The following is a 19,114-nucleotide window of genomic DNA, read 5'->3' on the forward strand; positions in this document are numbered from 1 at the left end:
GGATCCGCTCGCGGACTTCGTGTTGCGCTCCGAGCTGACGCCCGGCGCGACCGTCATGGTCGAACCGGCGCCCGAAGGCTCCGACGAGGCGATCTCGCTCACGATCGTCACGCCGCCCGTGCCGAAGCCCGCGCCGGTGGGCGTCGGCGGACGCAAGGAAGGCGACGACGGCGAGTCCGTCGACGACACGGGGGCGCTCGACACGCCGCCGGTCGAGCCATCCGACGAGGCCTGACACGAGTTCTGAGAGGGCGCCTTCGGGCGCCCTCTCTGCTTCTGCTGCTGGTGCTGGCCGGGTGCGGAGGAGCGCCGATGGGTGATCTGATCGAGGCCGCTGGGCGTGGCGATGCCGCCGAGGTGCGGCAGTTGCTGCACGAAGGTGCCGACGTGAACGCGCTATCTGCCTCCGGGCGCACCGCGGTGACCGCCGCCGCACTGGGCGATCACGTCGAGGCCGCGCGCGTCCTGATCTCCGCCGGGGCCGACGTTGACCTCCAGGACGCCGACCGAAACAACCCGCTGCTGGTGACGGGCGAGACCGGGTCGGTGGCGATGCTGCGCGAGGTGCTGAAGGCCTCGCCGAACCTCGGCGCGACGAACCGCTACGGCGGCGTCGCGGTCATCCCCGCCTCCGACCGCGGCCACGTGGACTACGTGCGCGAGATCCTCAAGACCGGCATCGACGTCGACCACGTCAACCACCTCGGCTGGACGGCGCTGCTCGAGGCCGTGATCCTCGGCGACGGTGGGCCGGCTCACGTGGAGATCGTGCGGCTGCTGCTCGCCGCGGGCGCGGATCGCTCGATCGCCGACCGCGACGGCGTCACCGCGCTGCAGCACGCCCGCGATCGCGGTTACGACGACATGGTCGCCCTGCTCAGCTGAAACAGTCGTTCCCGCAGCGCTCAAGCGCCAGCGTGACCAGCGTCACGAAGCCGATCCCGAGGACGATCGCGCTGACGATCACGGCCGCCAGCGCGCAGACGAGTCGATCCTCGCGGACCTTGTAGGCGCGGCGGATCAGCCACCCGTCGCCGAACAGGGCGAGGGCGAGCACGAGGAACTCGACGACGAGCAGCGGCATCGGCTACACCGGGCACTCGTAGCCGAAGACGGCGGGAACGAGGAACGAGCTGGCTTGACTCCAGGTGGCAAACAGCATGGACGGAGTGTCCGCCGTAGTTGACCGTCGGTCAACACGGAGCTAACAGGCGTTAATGACCGTCGGTCAACAAGCGCCGCAAGGCGCGGCGATCCGACCCTCGAGGGATAGGTCGCCCAACCCTAGGGTCAATAGGCCGCAGGGAGCCGATCGGTGCAGAGTGAGCCATGGCCCGCCGCTTCGCACCGTTCGGTCCGCGCCGCGTGCGGCGTCCGGCGCTGATGCTCGCGGTGGCGCTGCTGGCGGCGGCAGGCTGGACCGTCGTGTGGGCGACCGACGGCCTGCACACGTGGGAGGTCGGGACCGTGGACGCGCGCTTCCGGCTGCGCGGGGCGCGGCCGGCGCAGAACTTCGCGGTCATCGAGCTCGACGACGCCACGATCGGGGAGCTCGGAGAGCGGCCGCCGCTGCGACGCTCTCGCTACGCGACCGCCATCGACAAGCTGCGGCGGGCGGGCGCGCGGCTGATCGTCTTCGACATCCAGTTCACCGAGCCGACCAGGATGCGCGAGGACAATGCGCTCATCGAAGCCCTCGGCCGGGCGCGCCCGACGGTGCTGTCCACGACCGAGACCGATGGCCACGGCCACACGGCCGTCCTCGGCGGTGAAGACACGCAGCGAGCGTTCGGCGTGCGCGTCGGGAGCACGCTGTTGCCGAATGACTCAGGCGGCGTGATTCGCCGGATGGACTATTCGGTCGATGGGCTCAAGGGCTTGTGGGTCGTTGCCGCGGAGACGCTGTGGCGCCGACCTGTGAGGCAGTTCGGCTCAGCCTTGATCGACTATGCCGGCCCTCCGGGGACCATCCAGGCCTACTCGCTGATCGACGTGCTGCGCGATCGGCTCCCGGCGGGCGCCGTCGCGGGGCGGATCGTCGTGGTCGGTGCCGCCGCGCCGTCGCTGGGGGACGTGCATCCGACCCCCACCTCGCCGAACGGGGCTATGAACGGTCCTGAGGTGATCGCCAACACGATCTCGACCGTGCTGCGCGACAGGCCGTTGCGTGATCCGTCCTGGCCCGTCGCGGTGCTGGCGATCGTGCTCTGCGCGGCGCTGGTCCCGCTCGCCGGGCTCAGGCTCACGCCGCTGCGCAGCCAGGCGCTCGGGCTCGCCTTCGCCGCGTGCTTCGTGGTGGCAGCCCAGGCGCTCTTCGACCATGGCCTCGTGCTGCCGGTGATCGCCCCGGCCGGGGCGTTGCTCTGCGCGGCGATCGGCGCCCTCGCGGTCCACTACGCGCTCTCCGCGTCCGAGCAGCGCCGCACCCACGAGCTGTTCGCCCGCTTCGTCGGCGAGCCGGTCGTGCGCGAGTTGCTCACGCGTCAGGACGGCGGGCTGCTCGGCGGCGTCCGCCGCGACGGGACGGTGCTGTTCGCCGACCTGCACGGGTTCACCGCGCTGGCCGAGCGGCTCGAGCCGGAAGCCACGATCGAGGTCATGAACCGCTACCTCGGAGAGATGAGCGACGCCGTGATGGCGCAGCGGGGCACGCTGGTCAGCTTCCTGGGCGACGGGGTCATGGCGGTCTTCGGCGCACCGCTCGAGCAGCCCGACCATGCCGATCGCGCGCTCGCCGCCGCGCGCGAGATGCTCGACATCCGGCTCCCGCGCGTCAACGACTGGCTCCGCGCGCAAGCGCTGAGCGAGCCGCTGCGGATGGGGATCGGGATGAGCTCGGGCGACGTGATGTCGGGGCACGTCGGCTCGGCGCGTCGCGTGGAGTACGCCGCGGTCGGGGATACCACGAATGTCGCGTCCCGGCTCGAGACGCTGACGCGTGACCTCGGCGCCGCGCTGTTGATCTCCGACGCGACCCGGAGCCGCCTGTCGGCGCCGCCCGAGGATCTGCTCTCGCTGGGTGAGCTCAAGCTCCGCGGCCGGGACGGGCGGATCGTCGTCTGGGCGCTCGATCGGGCCTCCCACCGGATCGAGGAGCACACCTCCTAACCCGTCGTGCGGGTCTCCGGCTCGGCGTCGCGGCCGGCGAGCAACGCGTCCAGCGCCAGCCGCGCGAACAGCCGCGCGCGACCGAGGTCCTCGACGTCGTACGGGCGTCCGTCGCGCCGGTCCAGCATCGAGAGCACTCCGAGCGGCCCGTCCGGGCCCTCTAGGGGGACGAGCATCATCGAGCTCGGCACGAAGCCCGTTCGCTGGGCGAATCCCGCGTCCCAGTCGGGGTCGTCGTGGACGTCGGCGACGAGCTGCGGACGCCCGTTCTCGATCACCCGGGAAGCGATGCCGCGGCCGGGGTCGAGCTCGCGGCCGACGATCTCCTCCGCACCGGCGCCCCACGCCGCGTAATAGAGCAGGCTCCCACCGGGACGCACCAGCGCGAGCGAGCTGGCCGCGGCGTCGAACACCCCGGCGACCGTGCGGACGACCGACTCGAGCAACGGTCGCCGCGAGGGGTCGATGTCGATCACGACCGCCATGTCGCGTCCGTCCCCGCCGCGCAGGCGGCCGCCCAGCGCTTCGGCGAAGGCCGCCATCGACGGCGTGCGCTCACGCGGGTCGACCGCCAGCGCGGCCCGCAGCGCCTGGGTGAGCGCGGGGGTCGCGCCCGCCAGCGGACCCGGCGCGCCGAGCGGCGGCGGGTGGCCGGCGATCAGCGTCCACGCGCTGGAGGCCAGGCCGTAGACGTCGGTGCGGGCGGTGACCGCGCCTCCGGCGTAGGTCTCGGGCGCCATGTAGCCGGGCGTGCCGATCTCCATCGTGCCTTCGTGGGTGAACGTCCGGGCGATGCCGAAGTCGACGACGACGATGCCGCGATCCGGTGAGAGCATCAGGTTCTGCGGCTTGACGTCGCGGTGGACCGTCTGCTGCTCGTGGACGTACGCCAGTCCCTCGGCGGCCTGCAGCGTCCAGTTCAGGACATGGTCGGGCGGAAGGCCGGGATCGCCGTCGCGCGCCAGCACGCGGGCGAGCGTCACGCCGTCGACCCACTCCATGATCAGGTAGCGCCCAGCCGGGTCCTCGACGAGGTCCAGGACCTTGACCACGCGCGGGTGGTCAAGGCTGCGCAGGACGCGCGCCTCGATCCTCTGCCGCTCGGCGTGGCGTTCGTCGAGGAGTCGCTTGGCGGCGACGCGCCGGCCGCTGACGTCGCGCGCGCGGTGCAGGCTGGCCATCGCGCCACGCTCGGCCTCGGGCCCGAGGACGTACCCGCCCGCGAGGAGCGTCCCCGACTTCATCGCTCGCGCTCGCCGACGACGCCGGAGCGCAGCAGCAGCTCGACGAGCCGCACCCGCTTCTCGTTCTGCGGCAGGTCCTCGATGCCGAAGCGCCGGAACAGGGCGCGGAGGTGGGTCTTGACCGCCGCGACGGAGATCATCAGCTCGCCGGCGATGTCCTGGTTCGTCATCGGCGTGGCGAAGGTGTCCGCGCCGGCGAACGGCCGGCAGAGCAATACCGCGACACGCAGTTCCGCCTCCGAGATCGGCGGGCGCTCGTCCGCGCCGGCCGGCGTCACGGTTGGAGCCGAGGTTGCCTCGCTGCCGGGTGGGCTGCGGAACGCGAGCCGGGTCGCGCCGACCACGAGCGCATCCCCGTCCTGGAGTCGCTTGCGGCCCTTGACCCGTGCGCCATTGAGGAAGGTGCCATTGCGCGAGAGACCGTTGTCGGACAGCGTCCAGTGACCGTCGAGGCAATCGAGCTCCGCGTGCAGGCGCGAGACTTCGTGGTCCCAGGGGAGCCGGATGCCCGCGGTCGAGGCGCGGCCGATCGTGACCGGCGCTTGGCCGGGGTCGAGGGGCACGATCCGCTGTGCCCCGGATCCGTCGCGGAGGATCAGGAAGGCGGATTCGGAACGCTCAGCCTCGAGACGTGCCTTGAGCTCGGCGGGCGTTGCCTGGTGCAGAGGCCACTGCACGGGCGCGACACTACCGGGCGCTCATCTGTCGCGACAACGTGATGATGAGAGTCGACTAGACGGTTGGGTAGTTCTTGTCGTTCGTTCATGTGACGCACGACAATGCGGTGCGGCGTAGCGTGCCGCGGATGTCCAGGATCGCCGCGCTCGCCGCGGCGGCATTCGCCCTTTCCGCGGCCCCGGCCGCGGCTGACGACTACGCCGCCACCGCGCGCAACATCATCCCCTCCGGCCAGTACGGGTCGGTCCCGCCCGCTCCAGGCGCCGACGCGCAGGCCCTGATGTACGACGGGCTGACGCCGCTGTTCGACCAGGTCACCGACGCGGACCTGCTGTCGAAGTTCAAGTCGGAGCAGTTCGGGCTCGGCGAGGACGGGCCGGGGACGGTGGAGGCGATACCGCGCGCGGGCGTGACGGTCGTGCGCGACCGGTTCAACGTGCCGCACATCACCGGCGGCTCGCGTGACGACGTGACCTGGGCGATGGGCTGGATCCTCGGCGAGGATCGCGGGCTGCTGCTCGCCCAGGCGCGCGATGCCGCGCGCCTGGCCGCCATCGACGCGCCCAACATCGACGCGTTCGGGCTGGTCGTGGACCTCAAGCAGTTCACGCCCACCAAGCAGGTCGACGCGATCATCCAGCGCGACGGCGACGCCGCCCTCAAGAGCGCGGGTGCAGCGGGTGCGGCCGTGCGCCACGACATCGACGTCTACCTGGAGGGTCTGAACGCCAAGCTCAAGGCCGATGGCGGCACGCGCCCGTGGACGCGGGTGGACATCTACGCCGCCAACGCCATCACCGGGCAGATCTTCGGCCAGGGCGGCGGCGACGAGGCGCGGCGCTCGGAGTTCCTCTCCAGCCTGCGCAAGCGGTATGGCGCGACGAAGGGGCAAGGCATCTTCGACGACCTCTCCGAGTTCGACGATCCGGACTCGCCGGCCACGATGAGCAAGGCGTTCCCGTACGGCAAGGCGATCGGGATCGGCAAGGGCAACGCCGTGCTCGACGCGGGCTCGTTCAAGCCCGTCGGCCCGAAGGGCCTCGCCCGCGCGGCGAGCGCTCACCCACGCTGGACGAGCAACTTCCTGCTGGTCGGCGCGTCGCGCTCGGCTACCGGCCACCCGCTGTTCGTCGGCGGGCCCCAGATCGGCTACACGTACCCCGGGCTCACGCTCGAGGCCGACATCAGCTACCCGGGCGTCCAGGCGCGCGGGGCGACCGCGCCCGGCTTCGCGGGCAACATCCTGATCGGCCGCGGCCAGGACTACGCGTGGAGCCTGACCTCGGCGGGCAGCGACCTGATCGACAACTACGTGGAGACCCTCTGCGGCGGCTCGAAGACCAAGTACGTCTTCAAGGGCAAGTGCCTGAAGATGGGCACGCTCGACGCGGGCACGATCAAGGGCTCCGGCCGCGTGAAGTTCAATACGACCGTCCACGGGCCGGTGACCGGCTACGCCAAGGTGGGCGGCAAGACGGTGGCCGTCTCGCGCAAGCGCGCCAGCTACGGCAAGGACATCCTGTGGCAGCTCGGGTTCCGCGACCTGACCACCGGCAAGGTGAACTCGGCGACGGCGCTGCGCGACGCGATGTCGACCTCGCCGTTCACGTTCAACGTCGGCTACGCGGACGACCGCGACATCGCCATGTACTCCGCCGGCAAGCTCCCCAAGCGCGACCCGCGGGTCGATCCGCGGCTCCCCACCAAGGGCACCGGCCAGTACGAGTGGAAGGGCTTCCTGAGCAAGGCCCAGCACCCGTTCCAGGTCAACCCGCCGTCCGGGACGCTCGTGAACTGGAACAACCGGCCCGCCCCGAAGTGGGGCGCGGCCGACGACAACTGGTCCTACGGCTCGGTCCAGCGCGTGCGGATGCTCAACGACGGCCTCGCCAAGACGCCGACCCACACGCTCGCGACCGTGACCTCGGCCATGAACGCGGCCGCGACGCAGGACCTGCGCAGCGTCGCGCTGACGCCGGTCATCACCGAGCTGCTGAAGGCCGCCCCGTCCCCGTCGCCGCGGGCGACCCGCATGCTCGCGATCCTGAACGAGTGGCGCGCGGGCGGCTCGTCGCGGCTGGACCGTGACCTCGACGGCGTGATCGACGCCGGCCCCGGCCCGGCGATCTGGGACGCGTTCTACCCGCGCCTGGCCAAGGTCGCGTTGCCGATCAAGGGCCTGGACGCCCTGATCGGCAAGGACTCGGGCACCGCGAGCGACTTCACCGACGGCGGCTTCTGGTACATCGAGAAGGATCTCGAACGACTCAACGGCGCCAAGCTCAAGCAGCCGTTCAACATGCGTTACTGCGGAAACGGCCAAAAGGCCAAGTGCGCCGCCGCGGTGTGGAAGGCGCTCGACGCAGTGCCCGGCGACCCCGACGCCCTGCGGGTCGACGCGACCAAGGAGCGGATCGCGTTCCGGCCGGGCCTGCTCCCGACCACGATCCGCTTCACGAACCGCCCGAGCGGGATCCAGCAGGTGATCTCGTTCAGCGGCCACCGGCCCCGCTGAGGCAGCGGGGCCGTCAGCACCTGGCTAGGGGAGGATCTCCTCCACCACACCGAAGACACCGCAGCTGGCCGTGGCCGTGCCGCGCCCGTCCTGGCGCACGCCGCCGGTGATGATCGAGTTCCGGCCGGACAGCTCGACATGGAAGACGAACGTGTTGGAGCCGCCGATCGCGACCGACGTCGCGGTCTGGTTGGCGACGACGCCGAGCGCCCCGTCACCGTTGCCGACACGACGGGCGAGGTTGACCGGCACGCCGCTCTGGTTGAGGAACGTGATCGTCGAGATCGGGTCCTCGTTGCCGGCGGCGTTGTTCTGGTCGTTGCACGTCGCGGTCAACGTGCCGAGCCCGCTCATGGAGGCGACCGCCTGCGGCGCGCCCGGCGCGTTGTCGGCGACCTCGAAGGACCGGCTGAACGTCTGCGTCTTGGGGACGTCGGCGACGAACTTGCCCGGTAGCCGGCCCTTGTCGGTGCCGGACCGGTTGGTGGCGACGAGCTTGCCGGCGGCCTGCGACAGCGAAGCTCCGGCAAAGACCGCGCTCTTGCCGTCGACCGAGCCCGCGCGCGTGGCGTAGCTGACGGCCGCCATCGACGTGCCGCCCAGCGACACGAACAGCGCGATGCCCGCGATCACCATCGACGGTGACGGGCGGGAGATCTTCATGTGGCCCCTCCTCTGAGGTTGAATCGGTTGACGCTTCCCCTGCATTCCCCGAAACCCTGCTCAGGAGTCGAAGGTGCGGCCTTAAAGCCTGAGAGGCCCGCCGCCGGGCGGGCCTCTCAAGTTGATTGGGCGGGAAGCCGGGGGTCAGTCGGCGGCCGCCTCAGGGCACCGGAGGAGGGAAGTCCGGTGTTCTTTGGAGGAGGGATTCGCGGGTCAGACGATCCCTATGCATGACGGGAGAACAACTGAGCCATAGTCGACTCTCCGTTATGTGGAAATCGACGTCCGTGTCGGCTTCGGCGGTGCTCGGAGGGGTCCATTCCGTGCGCCGCTGAAGTAATGATGCGCTTCTTGGGTTGCCGAAACCTTGGAGAAACCTTGGCGCTCCGATAGCGTCTTACGTTAGAGGTGGGCGAGGGCTGGGACATCCGGTTGTGCGGCCCGGTCATGGTCGACGTTTCCGGACGTCGATTGGATGCGGGACTGCCAGGGCGGCAGGGCCGTCTGCTCTTCGCGTACCTGGTCCTGAATCGTACCCGCGGCTGCCCCCGCGACGAGCTCATCGACGTGCTCTGGCCCGAGGGCCCGCCCGCCGCGGCGGACTCCGCGCTCAGCGCGCTGCTCTCCAAGCTCCGCCGCGCGCTGGGTGACGGCGTCCTCACCGGGCGCGGCGAACTGCGCCTGCACCTCGAGGGCACGGCGCGGGTGGACATCGAGGCGTCCGCGGCCGCGATCCTCGAGGCCGAGGCCGCGATGGAGGCCGGCGACCACACGCTGGCCGCCGAGCGCGCCCGCGAGGCGCTCTCGACCGACCTGCAGACGTTCCTCCCCGACGCCGAAGGCGGGTGGGCGGCCGAGCAGCGCCGCGAGCTGGAGACGATCCGCCTGCGCGCGCTGGAGACGCTGGCCGAGGCGGGCCTGCGCCAGGGCGGGCGGGAGCTGGGCGCCGCCGAGCAGGCCGCCCGGGCCGCGATCGCCGCCGCGCCCTTCCGCGAGTCCGCCCACCGGCTGCTGATGGAGGTCCACGAAGCCGCGGGCAACCCGGCCGAGGCGCTGCGCGCCTTCGAGGAGCTGCGCTCGCTCCTGCGCGAGGAGCTCGGGACCACACCCGGCCCGGCGGCCATGACCGTGTTCGAGCGCGTGCTGCGCGGCGAGCCGCCGCCCGTGCACCGCTCAGCTCCGCCGGCGGCGGTGGGCTCGGGCGCAGTTCTGACCGTCGCGTCGTGGCCGGCCCCGCTGGCGGCGGCGGTCGACCGGCACGCGCTCGTCGGGCGCGGCGTCGAGCTCGCCTACCTCGAGCGCTGCTGGCGCGAGGCGATCGAGGGGCAGCGGGCGCTCGTACTGCTCACCGGCGACGCCGGCATCGGCAAGACCCGCACGGCCGCGGAGCTGGCCGCGATCGCGCACGCCGGCGGCGGCGTCGTCCTCTACGGGCGCTTCGACGAGGAGACGCTGACGCCCTATCAGCCCGTCGTGGAGATGCTGCGCGGGTGGTCGGCGGGCGCGCCGCTGGACTCGCTGCGCGAGCACCTCGGCCCGCGCGCGGCCGAGCTCGCGATCCTGCTGCCGGAGTTCGGCCCGCCGCCGAGCGATCACCTCACCCCGGGCTCGATCACCGGCCCCGAGGCGGACGCGCAGCGCTACCGCTTCTTCGACGCGGTGTCCGCGCTGATCGGCCAGGTCGGCGCCGACGTGCCGGTGCTGCTCGTCTTCGACGACCTGCACTGGGCGGACCGACCGACGCTCCAGCTCCTGCGCCATCTCGTCCGCTCGCCCACGCCGCGCCGGGTGCTCTTCGTCGGCACCTATCGCGAGAGCGAGATCTCCGACCGCCACCCGCTGCACGAGCTGATCGGCGACCTGCGGCGCGAGGGGACGCTGCGCCGGCTCGAGCTGACCGGCCTCGCCGAGGCCGAGGTGGGCGAGCTCGTCGCCGAGCTGGCGTCCGCGCCGGCGACGAAGCCGTTCGTGCACGCGCTCGCCGGCGAGACGGACGGCAACCCGTTCTTCATCGAGGAGGTCGTGCGCCACATCCGCGACACGGCAGGCGCGCTGACCGAAGAGGTCACGCTGGAAGAGGCGGGTGTGCCGGACGGGGTGCGCGAGGTCACCGCGCGGCGGCTGCGGCGGCTCAGCGAGCCCACACGCGCCGTCCTGCTGGTCGCCTCGGTGATCGGGCGCGAGTTCGACTACGACGTTCTCGCCGCCGTGGTCTCCCAGACCGGCGACGAGCTGGTCGACGCGCTGGAGGAGGGCGTGGAGGCGCGGGTGCTGCGCGAGGCGGGGCACGTCGGGCGCTACGCGTTCACCCACACGCTCGTGCGGGCGACGCTGTACGACAGCATCAGTCAATTGCGGCGTGCGCGCCTGCACGGCCGCGTGGGCGAGACGCTGGTGCGCCTGCGGGGCGGCGACCTGGACCCGCACCTGGCGATGCTCGCCCACCACTTCGCGCAGGCGGCGCCCGTGGAGCGGCCGGATCGCGCGATCGACTTCGCTTTGGCCGCGGCGCGGCGCGCCGATCGCATGCTCGCCTGGGAGGAGGCCGCGCAGCATTACCGCGCGGCGCTGCGGGCGCGTGAGCTGGCGGGTGCGGTCGACGATCACGTGCGGGCCGAGCTGCTGCTCGCCCTGGGCGCCTCTGAGGATCGCGCGGGCCTGGAGGAGGAGGCGCGGGCGACGTTCCAGACGGCGATCCGCACCGCGCGCCAGCTGGGGGACGCGGTGCTGATCACGCGGGCCGCTTTGGGCGTCGCGGGGCCGTGGTCGGCGCTGTCGCGCTCGGACGCGGCGCGAGTGGCGCTGCTGGACGAGGCTTTGGAGGTGCTGCCGGAGGAGGACTCGCCGCTGCGTGCGCGGCTCTTGGCGCGGATGTCGCTTGAGCTCTACTACGCGGGTGAGCCGGAGCTGCGGCTGTCGTTGAGCGAGGAGGCCGTCGCGATCGCGCGCCGCACGGGCGACCTGCGGACGCTGGCCACGTGTCTGGACGCGCGTCACTACGCGCTCTGGCTGCCCGAGAACGTCGAGGAGCGCCTCGAGGTCGCGGCCGAGCTGCGGCGGGTGGCGGAGGAGACCGGCGATCCCGAGCTCGAGCTGCAGGGCGCGGGCTGGACGATCATCGACCTGATGGAGCTCGGCGACATCGAGGGCGTCGACATCCAGATCGCGGCCGCCTCCAAGCTCGCCGAGGCGCTGCACCGGCCCGTCTGGCTGTGGTGGACGTCGCTCTTCCGGGGTGCCCGCGCGCTGCTGGCGGGGCGGCTGGACGAGGCCGAGCAACTCGCGCAGGAGACGCTCGCGATCGGCCAGCGCGGCCAGGCCGAGAACGCCCTGCACTACTACGCGCAGACGATGTTCAACATCCGCCGCGAGCAGGGGCGCCTGGCGGAGGTCGAGGGCGCGGTGCGCGGCTTCATCGAGCTCTACCCGGCGATCCCGGCGTGGCGCGGCGCGCTCGCGCTGCTGCTGATCGAGCTCGGCCGCCCCGACGAAGCCCGCGCGGAGTTCGAGGAGGCCTCCGAGGGCGGCTTCGCGGCCTTCCCCCGCGACGCGAACTGGCTGATCGCGATCACGTTGCTCGCCGAGGTGTGCGGCGCGCTGGGCGACGCGGTGCGCGCGGAGGAGCTCTATCGGCTTTTGGAGCCCTACGCGGGCAACAACGTCGTCGTGGGGCGCAACGCGACCAACTACGGCAGCGCGTCACGTCTGCTCGGCCTCTTGGCGGCGACGCGCGGGTCGTATGAGCTCGCGGAGCGTCATTACGACAAGGCCCAGGAGATGCACGCGTCGATGGGGGCGAAGCCGATGTACGCGCGGACCCAGGTGTCGTACGCGGAGCTGTTGTTGACTCGGCGGGTGGGTGATGACGTGGAGCGGGCGCGGGAGATGCTTGCTGACGCGATCCTTGTCGCTGACGCTCTGGGGATGGTGGTTTTGGGGGATCGGGCTCGGCGGTTGGTCCCCTTGCCGGTCTGAAAGTCAGCTGCGCCGGGTGGGGGAGGGGGAGTGGCGAGCCACCCGTCCCGGGTTGCCGTGTGCTGGCTCGGCACGCGGCTCTGTGGTCCCGAATCGCCGTGCTGGGATACCGACAGTTACGGGCGTGGTGCTGACACCCCCGTCCGCTCCCGGCCTTCCGGTGATCGGTTTCGGCGAGCAACGAAGTCATGCGCGTGGGGGGTGACGAACAAATGCGTCCTGTGAGGACGCAAATGTTCCTCACCCCCACCAGCGCGCCAACTCGACCAGTGCGAACCTGATCGAAACCCGCGATCTGGTCCGTAAACGCGCACGGTCGACCACGGCGACCGGCAGAGGGTGCGGGACACACTGGCCAGCCCACGCCCGTAACTGTGGGGCGAACTTGTCCGACCCCCCGCCTACCGTCAACAGACCCATGGCCCGTCCCACCACCGTCTTCGTCTGTTCCGCGTGCGCCGCCGAAACCCCGCGCTGGATGGGCCAATGCCCCGGCTGCGGGGAGTGGAACACGCTCAACGAGGAGACCCGCGCGAAGTCACCGGCCGGCAAGGCCGGCGCGCCCACGCCCCGCGCCGCGTCCAAGCCGCTTCGCCTCGCCGACGTCCAGGCGCAGCGCTACGAGCGGCTGCAGACCGGGATCGGCGAGCTGGACCGGATCCTCGGCGGCGGCCTCGTGCCCGGCTCGCTCGTGCTGATCGGCGGGTCGCCCGGCATCGGCAAGTCGACGCTCACCTCGATGGCGCTCGGCAACCTCGAGGGCGCCGGTCGCCGGACGCTCTACGTCTCCGGGGAGGAGTCGGCGGCGCAGATCCGGCTGCGGGCCGAGCGGCTCCCGGGGGCGGCGCTGCAGGTGCCGGTGCTGGCCGAGACCGACCTCGACACGGTGCTGGCCACGATGGAGGCCGAGCGGCCCGAGGTGTGCGTGATCGACTCGGTGCAGACGCTGCACGCGGCCGACCTCACCGGGGCGTCGGGCAGCGTCGGCCAGGTGCGCGAGGTCGCGGACCGGATCACGCGGCTGGCCAAGGCGCGGGGGATCGCGGTGCTGCTCGTGGGTCACGTGACCAAGGAGGGCGCGCTGGCCGGCCCGCGGGTGCTCGAGCACCTCGTCGACTGCGTGCTGCAGTTCGAGGGCGAGCGCGAGCGGACGTACCGGACGCTGCGGGCCTTGAAGAACCGGTTCGGCTCGACCAACGACGTCGGCGTGTTCGAGATGAAGTCCGGCGGCCTGGTGGAGGTCCAGGACGCGAGCGCTCGCTTCGTCAGCGAGGCCACGCGGGCGCCGGGGAGCGTCGTGCTGGCCGCGATGGAGGGCTCGCGCCCGCTGCTGGTCGAGGTCCAGGCGCTCGTGTCGCCGAGTGAGCTGGTCCCGCCGCGGCGGGTGTGCAACGGGATCGACCGCAATCGCCTGGCGCTGGTGCTCGCCGTCCTCGCCCGCCACGCCGGAATCGGTGCGGGATCCGCCGATGTCTTCGTCAACGTCGCGGGCGGGGTGCGGGTGGACGAGCCGGGGGCCGACCTCGCGGTCGCGCTGGCCGTCGCGAGTGCCGTGCGCGGGATCACGGTCGGCTCAGAGCAGACGCCGCTGGCGTGCTTCGGGGAGGTCGGGCTGACCGGAGAGCTGCGGTCGGTGGGTCATCCCGACCGGCGCTTGGCCGAAGCGAAGAAGTTCGGACTCGGACCTGTTGTCCAGCCCGGTCCAGAAACCCCGACATTGCGGGCCGCCGTGCGGGCCGCGTTGGGTGCACCGGCTTCCCGCGTAGCAGCCTGATCGCGTTTCGTCAAGGCGTGGTTTTGGCTCTATACCAGGGAAAACCTGGGCTAAATGCCGCTTAAGCAACTGCTAGAATCAACACGTGATGCAGCCGCGATCAGGGGAAGAGCTCAATGAGCTCGAAGCGCGGCAGGAGCCCCGGTTGGTGAAGGCATTGGAGATGGTCGCCCCCGGTACCGCGGTGCGCGAGGGGATCGACAACATCGTCCACGCCCGCACCGGCGGCCTGATCGTCATCGGTGACACGGACGAGCTGGCGTTCCTCTTCTCCGGCGGCATCCGGCTGGACATCGACTACACCCCAGCACTGGTCTATCAGCTCGCGAAGATGGACGGCGCGATCGCGCTGAACGCCAACGCGACGAAGATCGCGTGGTGCAACGTCCAACTGATGCCTGACCCGACGATTCTCACGTCGGAGACCGGCACGCGCCACCGCACCGCCGAGCGCATCTCCAAGCAGACCGACGCGCTGGTGATCGCGGTTTCGCAGCGCCGCGACGTCGTCTCGCTCTATGTCGACGGCGCGAAGTACATCCTCGAGGAGATCCCGGCGGTGCTCGCCAAGGCCAACCAGGCCCTCGCGACGCTGGACAAGTACCGCACCCGCCTGGACCAGGTCTCCACCCGCCTGACCGCGCTCGAGTTCGAGGGCGGCGTCACGCTCCACGACGTGCTGACGGTGCTCCAGCGCGCGGAGCTGGTGACCCGCATGGCCGTGGAGATCGAGCGCTACATCGTCGAGCTCGGCACCGAAGGCCGGCTGATCGAGATGCAGCTCGAGGAGACGATGGTGGGCGTCGCGGGCGACAAGGCCGCGCTGCTGCACGACTACATCGCCGATCCGGTCGACGACGCGTTCGCCGTCGCGCTGGACGGCATCTCAAGACTTCCCCACCAGGACCTGTTGGACTTCGGCCGTCTCGCCGAGTTGCTCGGCTACGACCGCAAGGTCAACACCCTGGACTATCCCGTCTCGCCCCGCGGCTACCGCATCCTGGGCCGCATCCCCCGGCTTCCCAAGCTGGTGGTGCAGAACATCGTGCGCGAGTTCCGCGGGTTGGACGAGATCCTCGCCGCGACGGACCCCGAGCTGGAATCGGTCGAGGGTGTGGGAGAGATCCGGGCGAAGGACATCCGCGAGGGTCTTCGCCGTCTACAGGAGATCAATCTCGTGGACCGGTACCTGCAAACTTGAACCACGTAGCACGGCCCGTAAACGGGTCATGACGAAGGAGGACACGATTCCCGAGACAGCCCTGGAGATCGAAGATCTCGAGATCGAGCGCGAAATCGTCAATATCGATTTCGAGATCGGCGACAACGTGGTCTACCCCCATCATGGGGCCGGCCAGGTGGTCAAGAAGGAAGAGAAGAACATCCTCGGCGAGGTACGCGAGTACCTCACGATCAAGATCCTCCACAACGACATGACCGTCATGGTCCCGTGCCAGAACGCCGGCAAGGCCGGCCTGCGTCGCGTGATCGACGAGGACACCGTCAAGAAGGTCCTGGCCGTTCTTGCCGACGACGTGTCTGAAATGCCGAAGAACTGGAACCGGCGCTTCAAGCACAACCGGGACAAGATCAAGACCGGCGACATCTATGAACTCGCCGAGGTCGTCCGTAATCTCGCCGTGCGCGAGCAGGACAAGGGCCTCTCGACGGGCGAGAAGCAGATGTACACGCGGGCCAAGAAGATCCTGGCCTCGGAGATGATGTACGCCCTCGAGAAGTCAGAGGAAGAGGCCGAGGCCTACCTCGACGAGATCCTCCTGCGCACCGCTGAGCAGCTCGCGGCCGCGGGTACGACGCTCGACTAACGCATTCCGGCCCCGATTCACTCGCCTTACGGTGTGTCGGGGCCCGTTGGACTCCTCGTCGCCGCCGGCAGCGGCTCGCGGCTCGGCGCATCGATCCCGAAGGCCTTCGTAGAGGTCGCGGGCCGCCCGATGCTCGAGTGGTCGCTCGAAGCGCTGCGGGCGGCGGGGATCGGCGACATCGTGGTCGCGCTGCCTGACGGCGCGGTCGCGCCCGCGGGCGTGATCGGCGTGCGCGGCGGCGCGACGCGCAGCGAGTCCGTGGGCGCCGCCTTGGCGGCGGCTCCCGGCTCGGGCCCGATCGTGGTCCACGACGCGGCCCGGCCGCTGGTCCCGCCGTCGCTGTTCGCGGACGTGCTGGCCGCGCTGGAGCACGCGGACTGCGCGATCGCCGCCGCGCGGGTCACCGACACGGTCAAGGAGGCGGACCCCGACGGCGCCGTCGTCGCCACGCTCGACCGTTCGAAGCTGTGGGCGGTCCAGACGCCCCAGGCCTTCCGCCGCGAGGCGTTGCAGGCGGCCCTGTCCGTCGACGCCGCGATCCTCGCCCGCGCCACCGACGACGCCTGGCTCGTCGAGCGCGCCGGAGGCACCGTGCGGGTCGTCGAGTCATCGCCCGCGAACTTCAAGATCACGACGCCGCACGACCTGCAGGTGGCCGAGCTGCTCCTGCGCCAGCGCGGCTGAAGCGGCGCGTGCGATCCTGACGCACGCGCATGTTGACTGACTATCACGTTCATCTCCGCCCAGATGACCCCGGCACCTTCGCCGCCAACTACTTCACGCCGGGCAATGCCGAGCGCTACCGCGAGACCGCTGCCGAGCGGGGAGTAGAGGAGCTCGGCGTCTCCGAGCACATCCACCGCTTCACGGCGGCCCTCGACGTCTGGCAGCACCCGTTCTGGCGCCAGAGCGCCATCGACGACCTCGATCGTTACGTCGGGTTCGTCCGCGAGGAGACCGACCTCCGGCTCGGCATCGAAGCGGACTACATCCGCGGCACCGAGGACCGGATGGGGAACCTGCTCGAGCGCTACGAGTGGGACTACATCCTCGGCTCGGTGCACTTCCTCGGCGAGTACGCCGTCGACTTCGACGACGAGACCGACATCTGGCGCCACGAGTCCACCGCCGAGCGGATCTGGCAGCGCTACTTCGACGCGCTCGCCGAGTCCGCGCTGACCGGTCTCTTCGACGTCATCACCCACCCGGATCTCGTCAAGATCTGGGGCTCCGCCCGGCCGGCTCCATCGAAGGACCCGCGGTTCTACTACGAGCCGGCGATCGAGGCGATGCTCGACGCGAACGTCGCGATGGAGCTCTCCACCGCCGGGTTGCGCAAGCCGGTGGGCGAGATCTACCCGGCGCGGGGGATGCTCGAGATGGCGGTCGACGCGGGCATCCCGATCGCGCTGTCGTCGGACGCGCACCGGCCTGAGCACCTGGCGTTCGGGTACGAGGAAGCCGTGAAGCTGCTGTCGGAGTGCGGTGTGACCGAGATCGCGGTGTTCGAGAAGCGCGTGCGGCGGATGGAGCCGCTGGGGTGAGGACCGGGCTGGGGATCGACTCGCATCGGTTCGCGGCCGGGCGCCCGCTGATCCTTGGAGGCGTCGAGATCCCGCACGACCGCGGGCTCGACGGCCACTCCGACGCCGACGTGCTCGCCCACGCGATCACCGACGCGATCCTCGGCGCGGCCTCGATGGGGGACATCGGCACCCACTTCCCCGACACCGACGAGCAGTGGCGGGGCGCGGATTCGATCGCACTGCTGCGGGAGATCGTGCGCCGCGTCGCGGCCGAGGGCTGGCGGGTCGAGCACGTCGACGCGACCGTGATGCTCGAGCGCCCGAAGCTCGCCCCACACCGGGTCACGATGATGGAGCGGTTGTCCGCGGCCGTCGGCGGCTCGGTGCACGTGAAGGCGACGACCGGCGAGAAGATGGGCTTCGTCGGCCGCGAGGAGGGCGTGGCCGCGCTGGCCGTGGCGACGCTGGAGCGCGCCGGCGCCTAGCTCGTGGTGTGGTCGGCGGAGACGGTCGAGGGGCTCGCGCCGGACGGGGCGTCCGTCACCGCCGCGCGCAAGCTCGCCCGGCCCGGCCCGTGGTCGGAGGTCGGGTTCGACGAGCGGGCGGTCTGGGGGCTGTGCAAGGGCTCCGGCTCGCGGCCCTACCAGGCGCAAGTCGATCTCTCCGGTCCGGCGTTCAAGTGCTCCTGCCCGTCGCGGAAGTTCCCCTGCAAGCACGCGCTGGCGCTGCTGCTGCTGTGGGTGGGCGGGGACGCGGCGGCGGGGCCGGAGCCTCCGTGGGTGGCCGAGTGGCTCGCGTCCCGCGAGGAACGGGTCGAGCGCGCGGCGTCACGGCCCGCTCCGGGAGAGCCGCCGCGCGACCCGGAGGCGGCCGCTCGGCGGGCGCTTGAGCGCGAGGCGCGGGTGGCGGCCGGGGTCGAGGATCTCCAGCGCTGGCTGCGCGACGCCGTCCGCGGCGGGCTCGGCGCTGGGCGGCTGCGCGCGTGGGACGAGTGGGACGCGTTCGCCGCTCGGCTGGTCGACGCGCAGGCGCCCGGCGCGGCCTCCCGGCTCCGGTCGCTGGGCGGGGTCGCGGCGGGGCGGCCGGACGGCTGGCCGGAGCGCCTGCTGAGCGGACTGGGGCTGCTGCACCTGCTGTGTGAGGCGTTCGCCCGGGCCGACGGACCGGTGCGGGAGGACGTGCGGGCGTTGCTGGGCTGGAACGTCGGCCGCGAAGAGGTCCTCGCCGGCCCGCGGGTCTCCGACCGGTGGGTGGTGCTCGCGCGCGTGGTGATCGAACAGGAGCGGCTGCGGGTCCAGCGCACGTGGCTGTGGGGCCTGTCGACCGGCCGGCCTGCGCTGCTGCTGGATTTCGCGCCGCCGGGCGCGCCGCTTGAGCCACGGCCGGCGCCGGGGATGGCGTTCGAGGCGGCGCTGGCGTTTCACCCGAGCGCGACGCCGCTGCGGGCGCTGCTGGACTCGCCGGGCGAGGTCTCTGGCGCGCCGGGGACGTTCGGCTCGGGCGGGGCGGGTGAGGCGCTGCGCTCCGTGGCTTCTGCGGTCGCGTTGAACCCCTGGCTCGAGGAATGGCCGGTCGTGCTGGCGTCCGCCGTGATCGACGGGCGCGAGGGCGGCGCGTGGACCGCCGCGGCGGAGGACGGCGCGCTGCCCCTGGGCGGCTCGAGCGCCTCACGGTGGCGGTTGCTGGCGATGTCCGGCGGGCGCCCGGTGTCGCTGTTCGGCCTCTGGGACGGCGCCGCCTTGACGCCGTTGGCGGCGGGCGACGGCGTGCGGACGGTGGCGCTGTGAGGACGTCGCGGGGAGGGG

Annotated in this window: 16 protein-coding genes; 12 read left to right on the forward strand and 4 right to left on the reverse strand. The window is 71.5% G+C overall.

Features of this window, described 5'->3' with window-relative positions; translation table 11 throughout:
- Together OM076_RS42195 and OM076_RS42200 are read left to right on the forward strand one after the other, a co-directional pair.
- Positions 1 to 235 (forward strand): hypothetical protein (locus OM076_RS42195; protein WP_270046229.1); only part of this gene is annotated, 235 nt, incomplete at its 5' end.
- A gap of 77 nt (positions 236 to 312) precedes the next feature.
- The gene (locus tag OM076_RS42200; protein WP_270046230.1) at positions 313 to 885 is read left to right on the forward strand and encodes an ankyrin repeat domain-containing protein; all 573 of its coding nucleotides are present in this window, start codon (positions 313 to 315) and stop codon (positions 883 to 885) included.
- On the opposite strand, the gene OM076_RS42205 is transcribed toward OM076_RS42200, so the two are convergent.
- Positions 878 to 1,084, reverse strand: coding sequence for a hypothetical protein (locus OM076_RS42205; RefSeq protein ID WP_270046231.1), 207 nt, complete (start codon positions 1,082 to 1,084; stop codon positions 878 to 880). The genes OM076_RS42200 and OM076_RS42205 overlap by 8 nt on opposite strands.
- Before the next feature lie 245 nt (positions 1,085 to 1,329).
- On the opposite strand from OM076_RS42205, the gene OM076_RS42210 reads away from it, so the two are divergent.
- Positions 1,330 to 3,108: a CHASE2 domain-containing protein gene (locus tag OM076_RS42210; protein WP_270046232.1), complete on the forward strand. Its 1,779-nt coding sequence runs from the start codon at positions 1,330 to 1,332 to the stop codon at positions 3,106 to 3,108.
- Here OM076_RS42210 and OM076_RS42215 read toward each other — a convergent pair.
- Positions 3,105 to 4,352 (reverse strand): protein kinase domain-containing protein, encoded by a 1,248-nt coding sequence (locus OM076_RS42215; RefSeq protein ID WP_270046233.1) that lies wholly within the window; start codon positions 4,350 to 4,352, stop codon positions 3,105 to 3,107. The two genes, OM076_RS42210 and OM076_RS42215, sit on opposite strands and share 4 nt — an antisense overlap.
- Positions 4,349 to 5,029 (reverse strand): FHA domain-containing protein, encoded by a 681-nt coding sequence (locus OM076_RS42220; protein ID WP_270046234.1) that lies wholly within the window; start codon positions 5,027 to 5,029, stop codon positions 4,349 to 4,351. The genes OM076_RS42215 and OM076_RS42220 overlap by 4 nt, the downstream gene beginning before the upstream one ends.
- Positions 5,030 to 5,157: 128 nt before the next feature.
- Here OM076_RS42220 and OM076_RS42225 point away from each other — a divergent pair, with 128 nt between their 5' ends.
- Positions 5,158 to 7,545 carry a penicillin acylase family protein gene (locus tag OM076_RS42225; RefSeq protein ID WP_270046235.1) on the forward strand — a complete coding sequence of 796 codons (2,388 nt, stop codon included), beginning with the start codon at positions 5,158 to 5,160 and terminating at the stop codon, positions 7,543 to 7,545.
- A gap of 24 nt (positions 7,546 to 7,569) precedes the next feature.
- Here the strand turns inward: OM076_RS42225 and OM076_RS42230 are convergent, their stop codons facing one another.
- Positions 7,570 to 8,208, reverse strand: a complete 639-nt coding sequence (locus OM076_RS42230; RefSeq protein ID WP_270046236.1) for a hypothetical protein — start codon at positions 8,206 to 8,208, stop codon at positions 7,570 to 7,572.
- A gap of 567 nt (positions 8,209 to 8,775) precedes the next feature.
- Here OM076_RS42230 and OM076_RS42235 point away from each other — a divergent pair.
- From OM076_RS42235 to OM076_RS42270, 8 genes are all read left to right on the forward strand, one after another.
- Positions 8,776 to 12,183 carry an ATP-binding protein gene (locus OM076_RS42235; RefSeq protein WP_270046237.1) on the forward strand — a complete coding sequence of 1,136 codons (3,408 nt, stop codon included), beginning with the start codon at positions 8,776 to 8,778 and terminating at the stop codon, positions 12,181 to 12,183.
- A gap of 418 nt (positions 12,184 to 12,601) precedes the next feature.
- The gene (gene radA, locus OM076_RS42240; RefSeq protein WP_270046238.1) at positions 12,602 to 13,957 is read left to right on the forward strand and encodes a DNA repair protein RadA; all 1,356 of its coding nucleotides are present in this window, start codon (positions 12,602 to 12,604) and stop codon (positions 13,955 to 13,957) included.
- Positions 13,958 to 14,045: 88 nt separating this feature from the next.
- Positions 14,046 to 15,158, forward strand: coding sequence for a DNA integrity scanning diadenylate cyclase DisA (gene disA, locus OM076_RS42245; RefSeq protein ID WP_270046239.1), 1,113 nt, complete (start codon positions 14,046 to 14,048; stop codon positions 15,156 to 15,158).
- A gap of 28 nt (positions 15,159 to 15,186) precedes the next feature.
- A complete protein-coding gene (locus tag OM076_RS42250) occupies positions 15,187 to 15,783 on the forward strand; it encodes a CarD family transcriptional regulator (protein WP_270046240.1) in 597 nt (198 codons plus the stop codon).
- 33 nt (positions 15,784 to 15,816) lie between these two features.
- The gene (gene ispD, locus OM076_RS42255; RefSeq protein WP_270046241.1) at positions 15,817 to 16,467 is read left to right on the forward strand and encodes a 2-C-methyl-D-erythritol 4-phosphate cytidylyltransferase; all 651 of its coding nucleotides are present in this window, start codon (positions 15,817 to 15,819) and stop codon (positions 16,465 to 16,467) included.
- A 29-nt stretch (positions 16,468 to 16,496) separates the two neighbouring features.
- Positions 16,497 to 17,327 (forward strand): histidinol-phosphatase, encoded by an 831-nt coding sequence (locus OM076_RS42260; protein ID WP_270046242.1) that lies wholly within the window; start codon positions 16,497 to 16,499, stop codon positions 17,325 to 17,327.
- Positions 17,324 to 17,794 (forward strand): 2-C-methyl-D-erythritol 2,4-cyclodiphosphate synthase, encoded by a 471-nt coding sequence (ispF, locus tag OM076_RS42265; RefSeq protein ID WP_270046243.1) that lies wholly within the window; start codon positions 17,324 to 17,326, stop codon positions 17,792 to 17,794. The genes OM076_RS42260 and ispF overlap by 4 nt, the downstream gene beginning before the upstream one ends.
- A gap of 6 nt (positions 17,795 to 17,800) precedes the next feature.
- The gene (locus OM076_RS42270) at positions 17,801 to 19,096 is read left to right on the forward strand and encodes an SWIM zinc finger family protein (RefSeq protein ID WP_270046244.1); all 1,296 of its coding nucleotides are present in this window, start codon (positions 17,801 to 17,803) and stop codon (positions 19,094 to 19,096) included.
- Positions 19,097 to 19,114: the final 18 nt, after the last annotated feature.

This window comes from Solirubrobacter ginsenosidimutans (genome assembly GCF_027587205.1).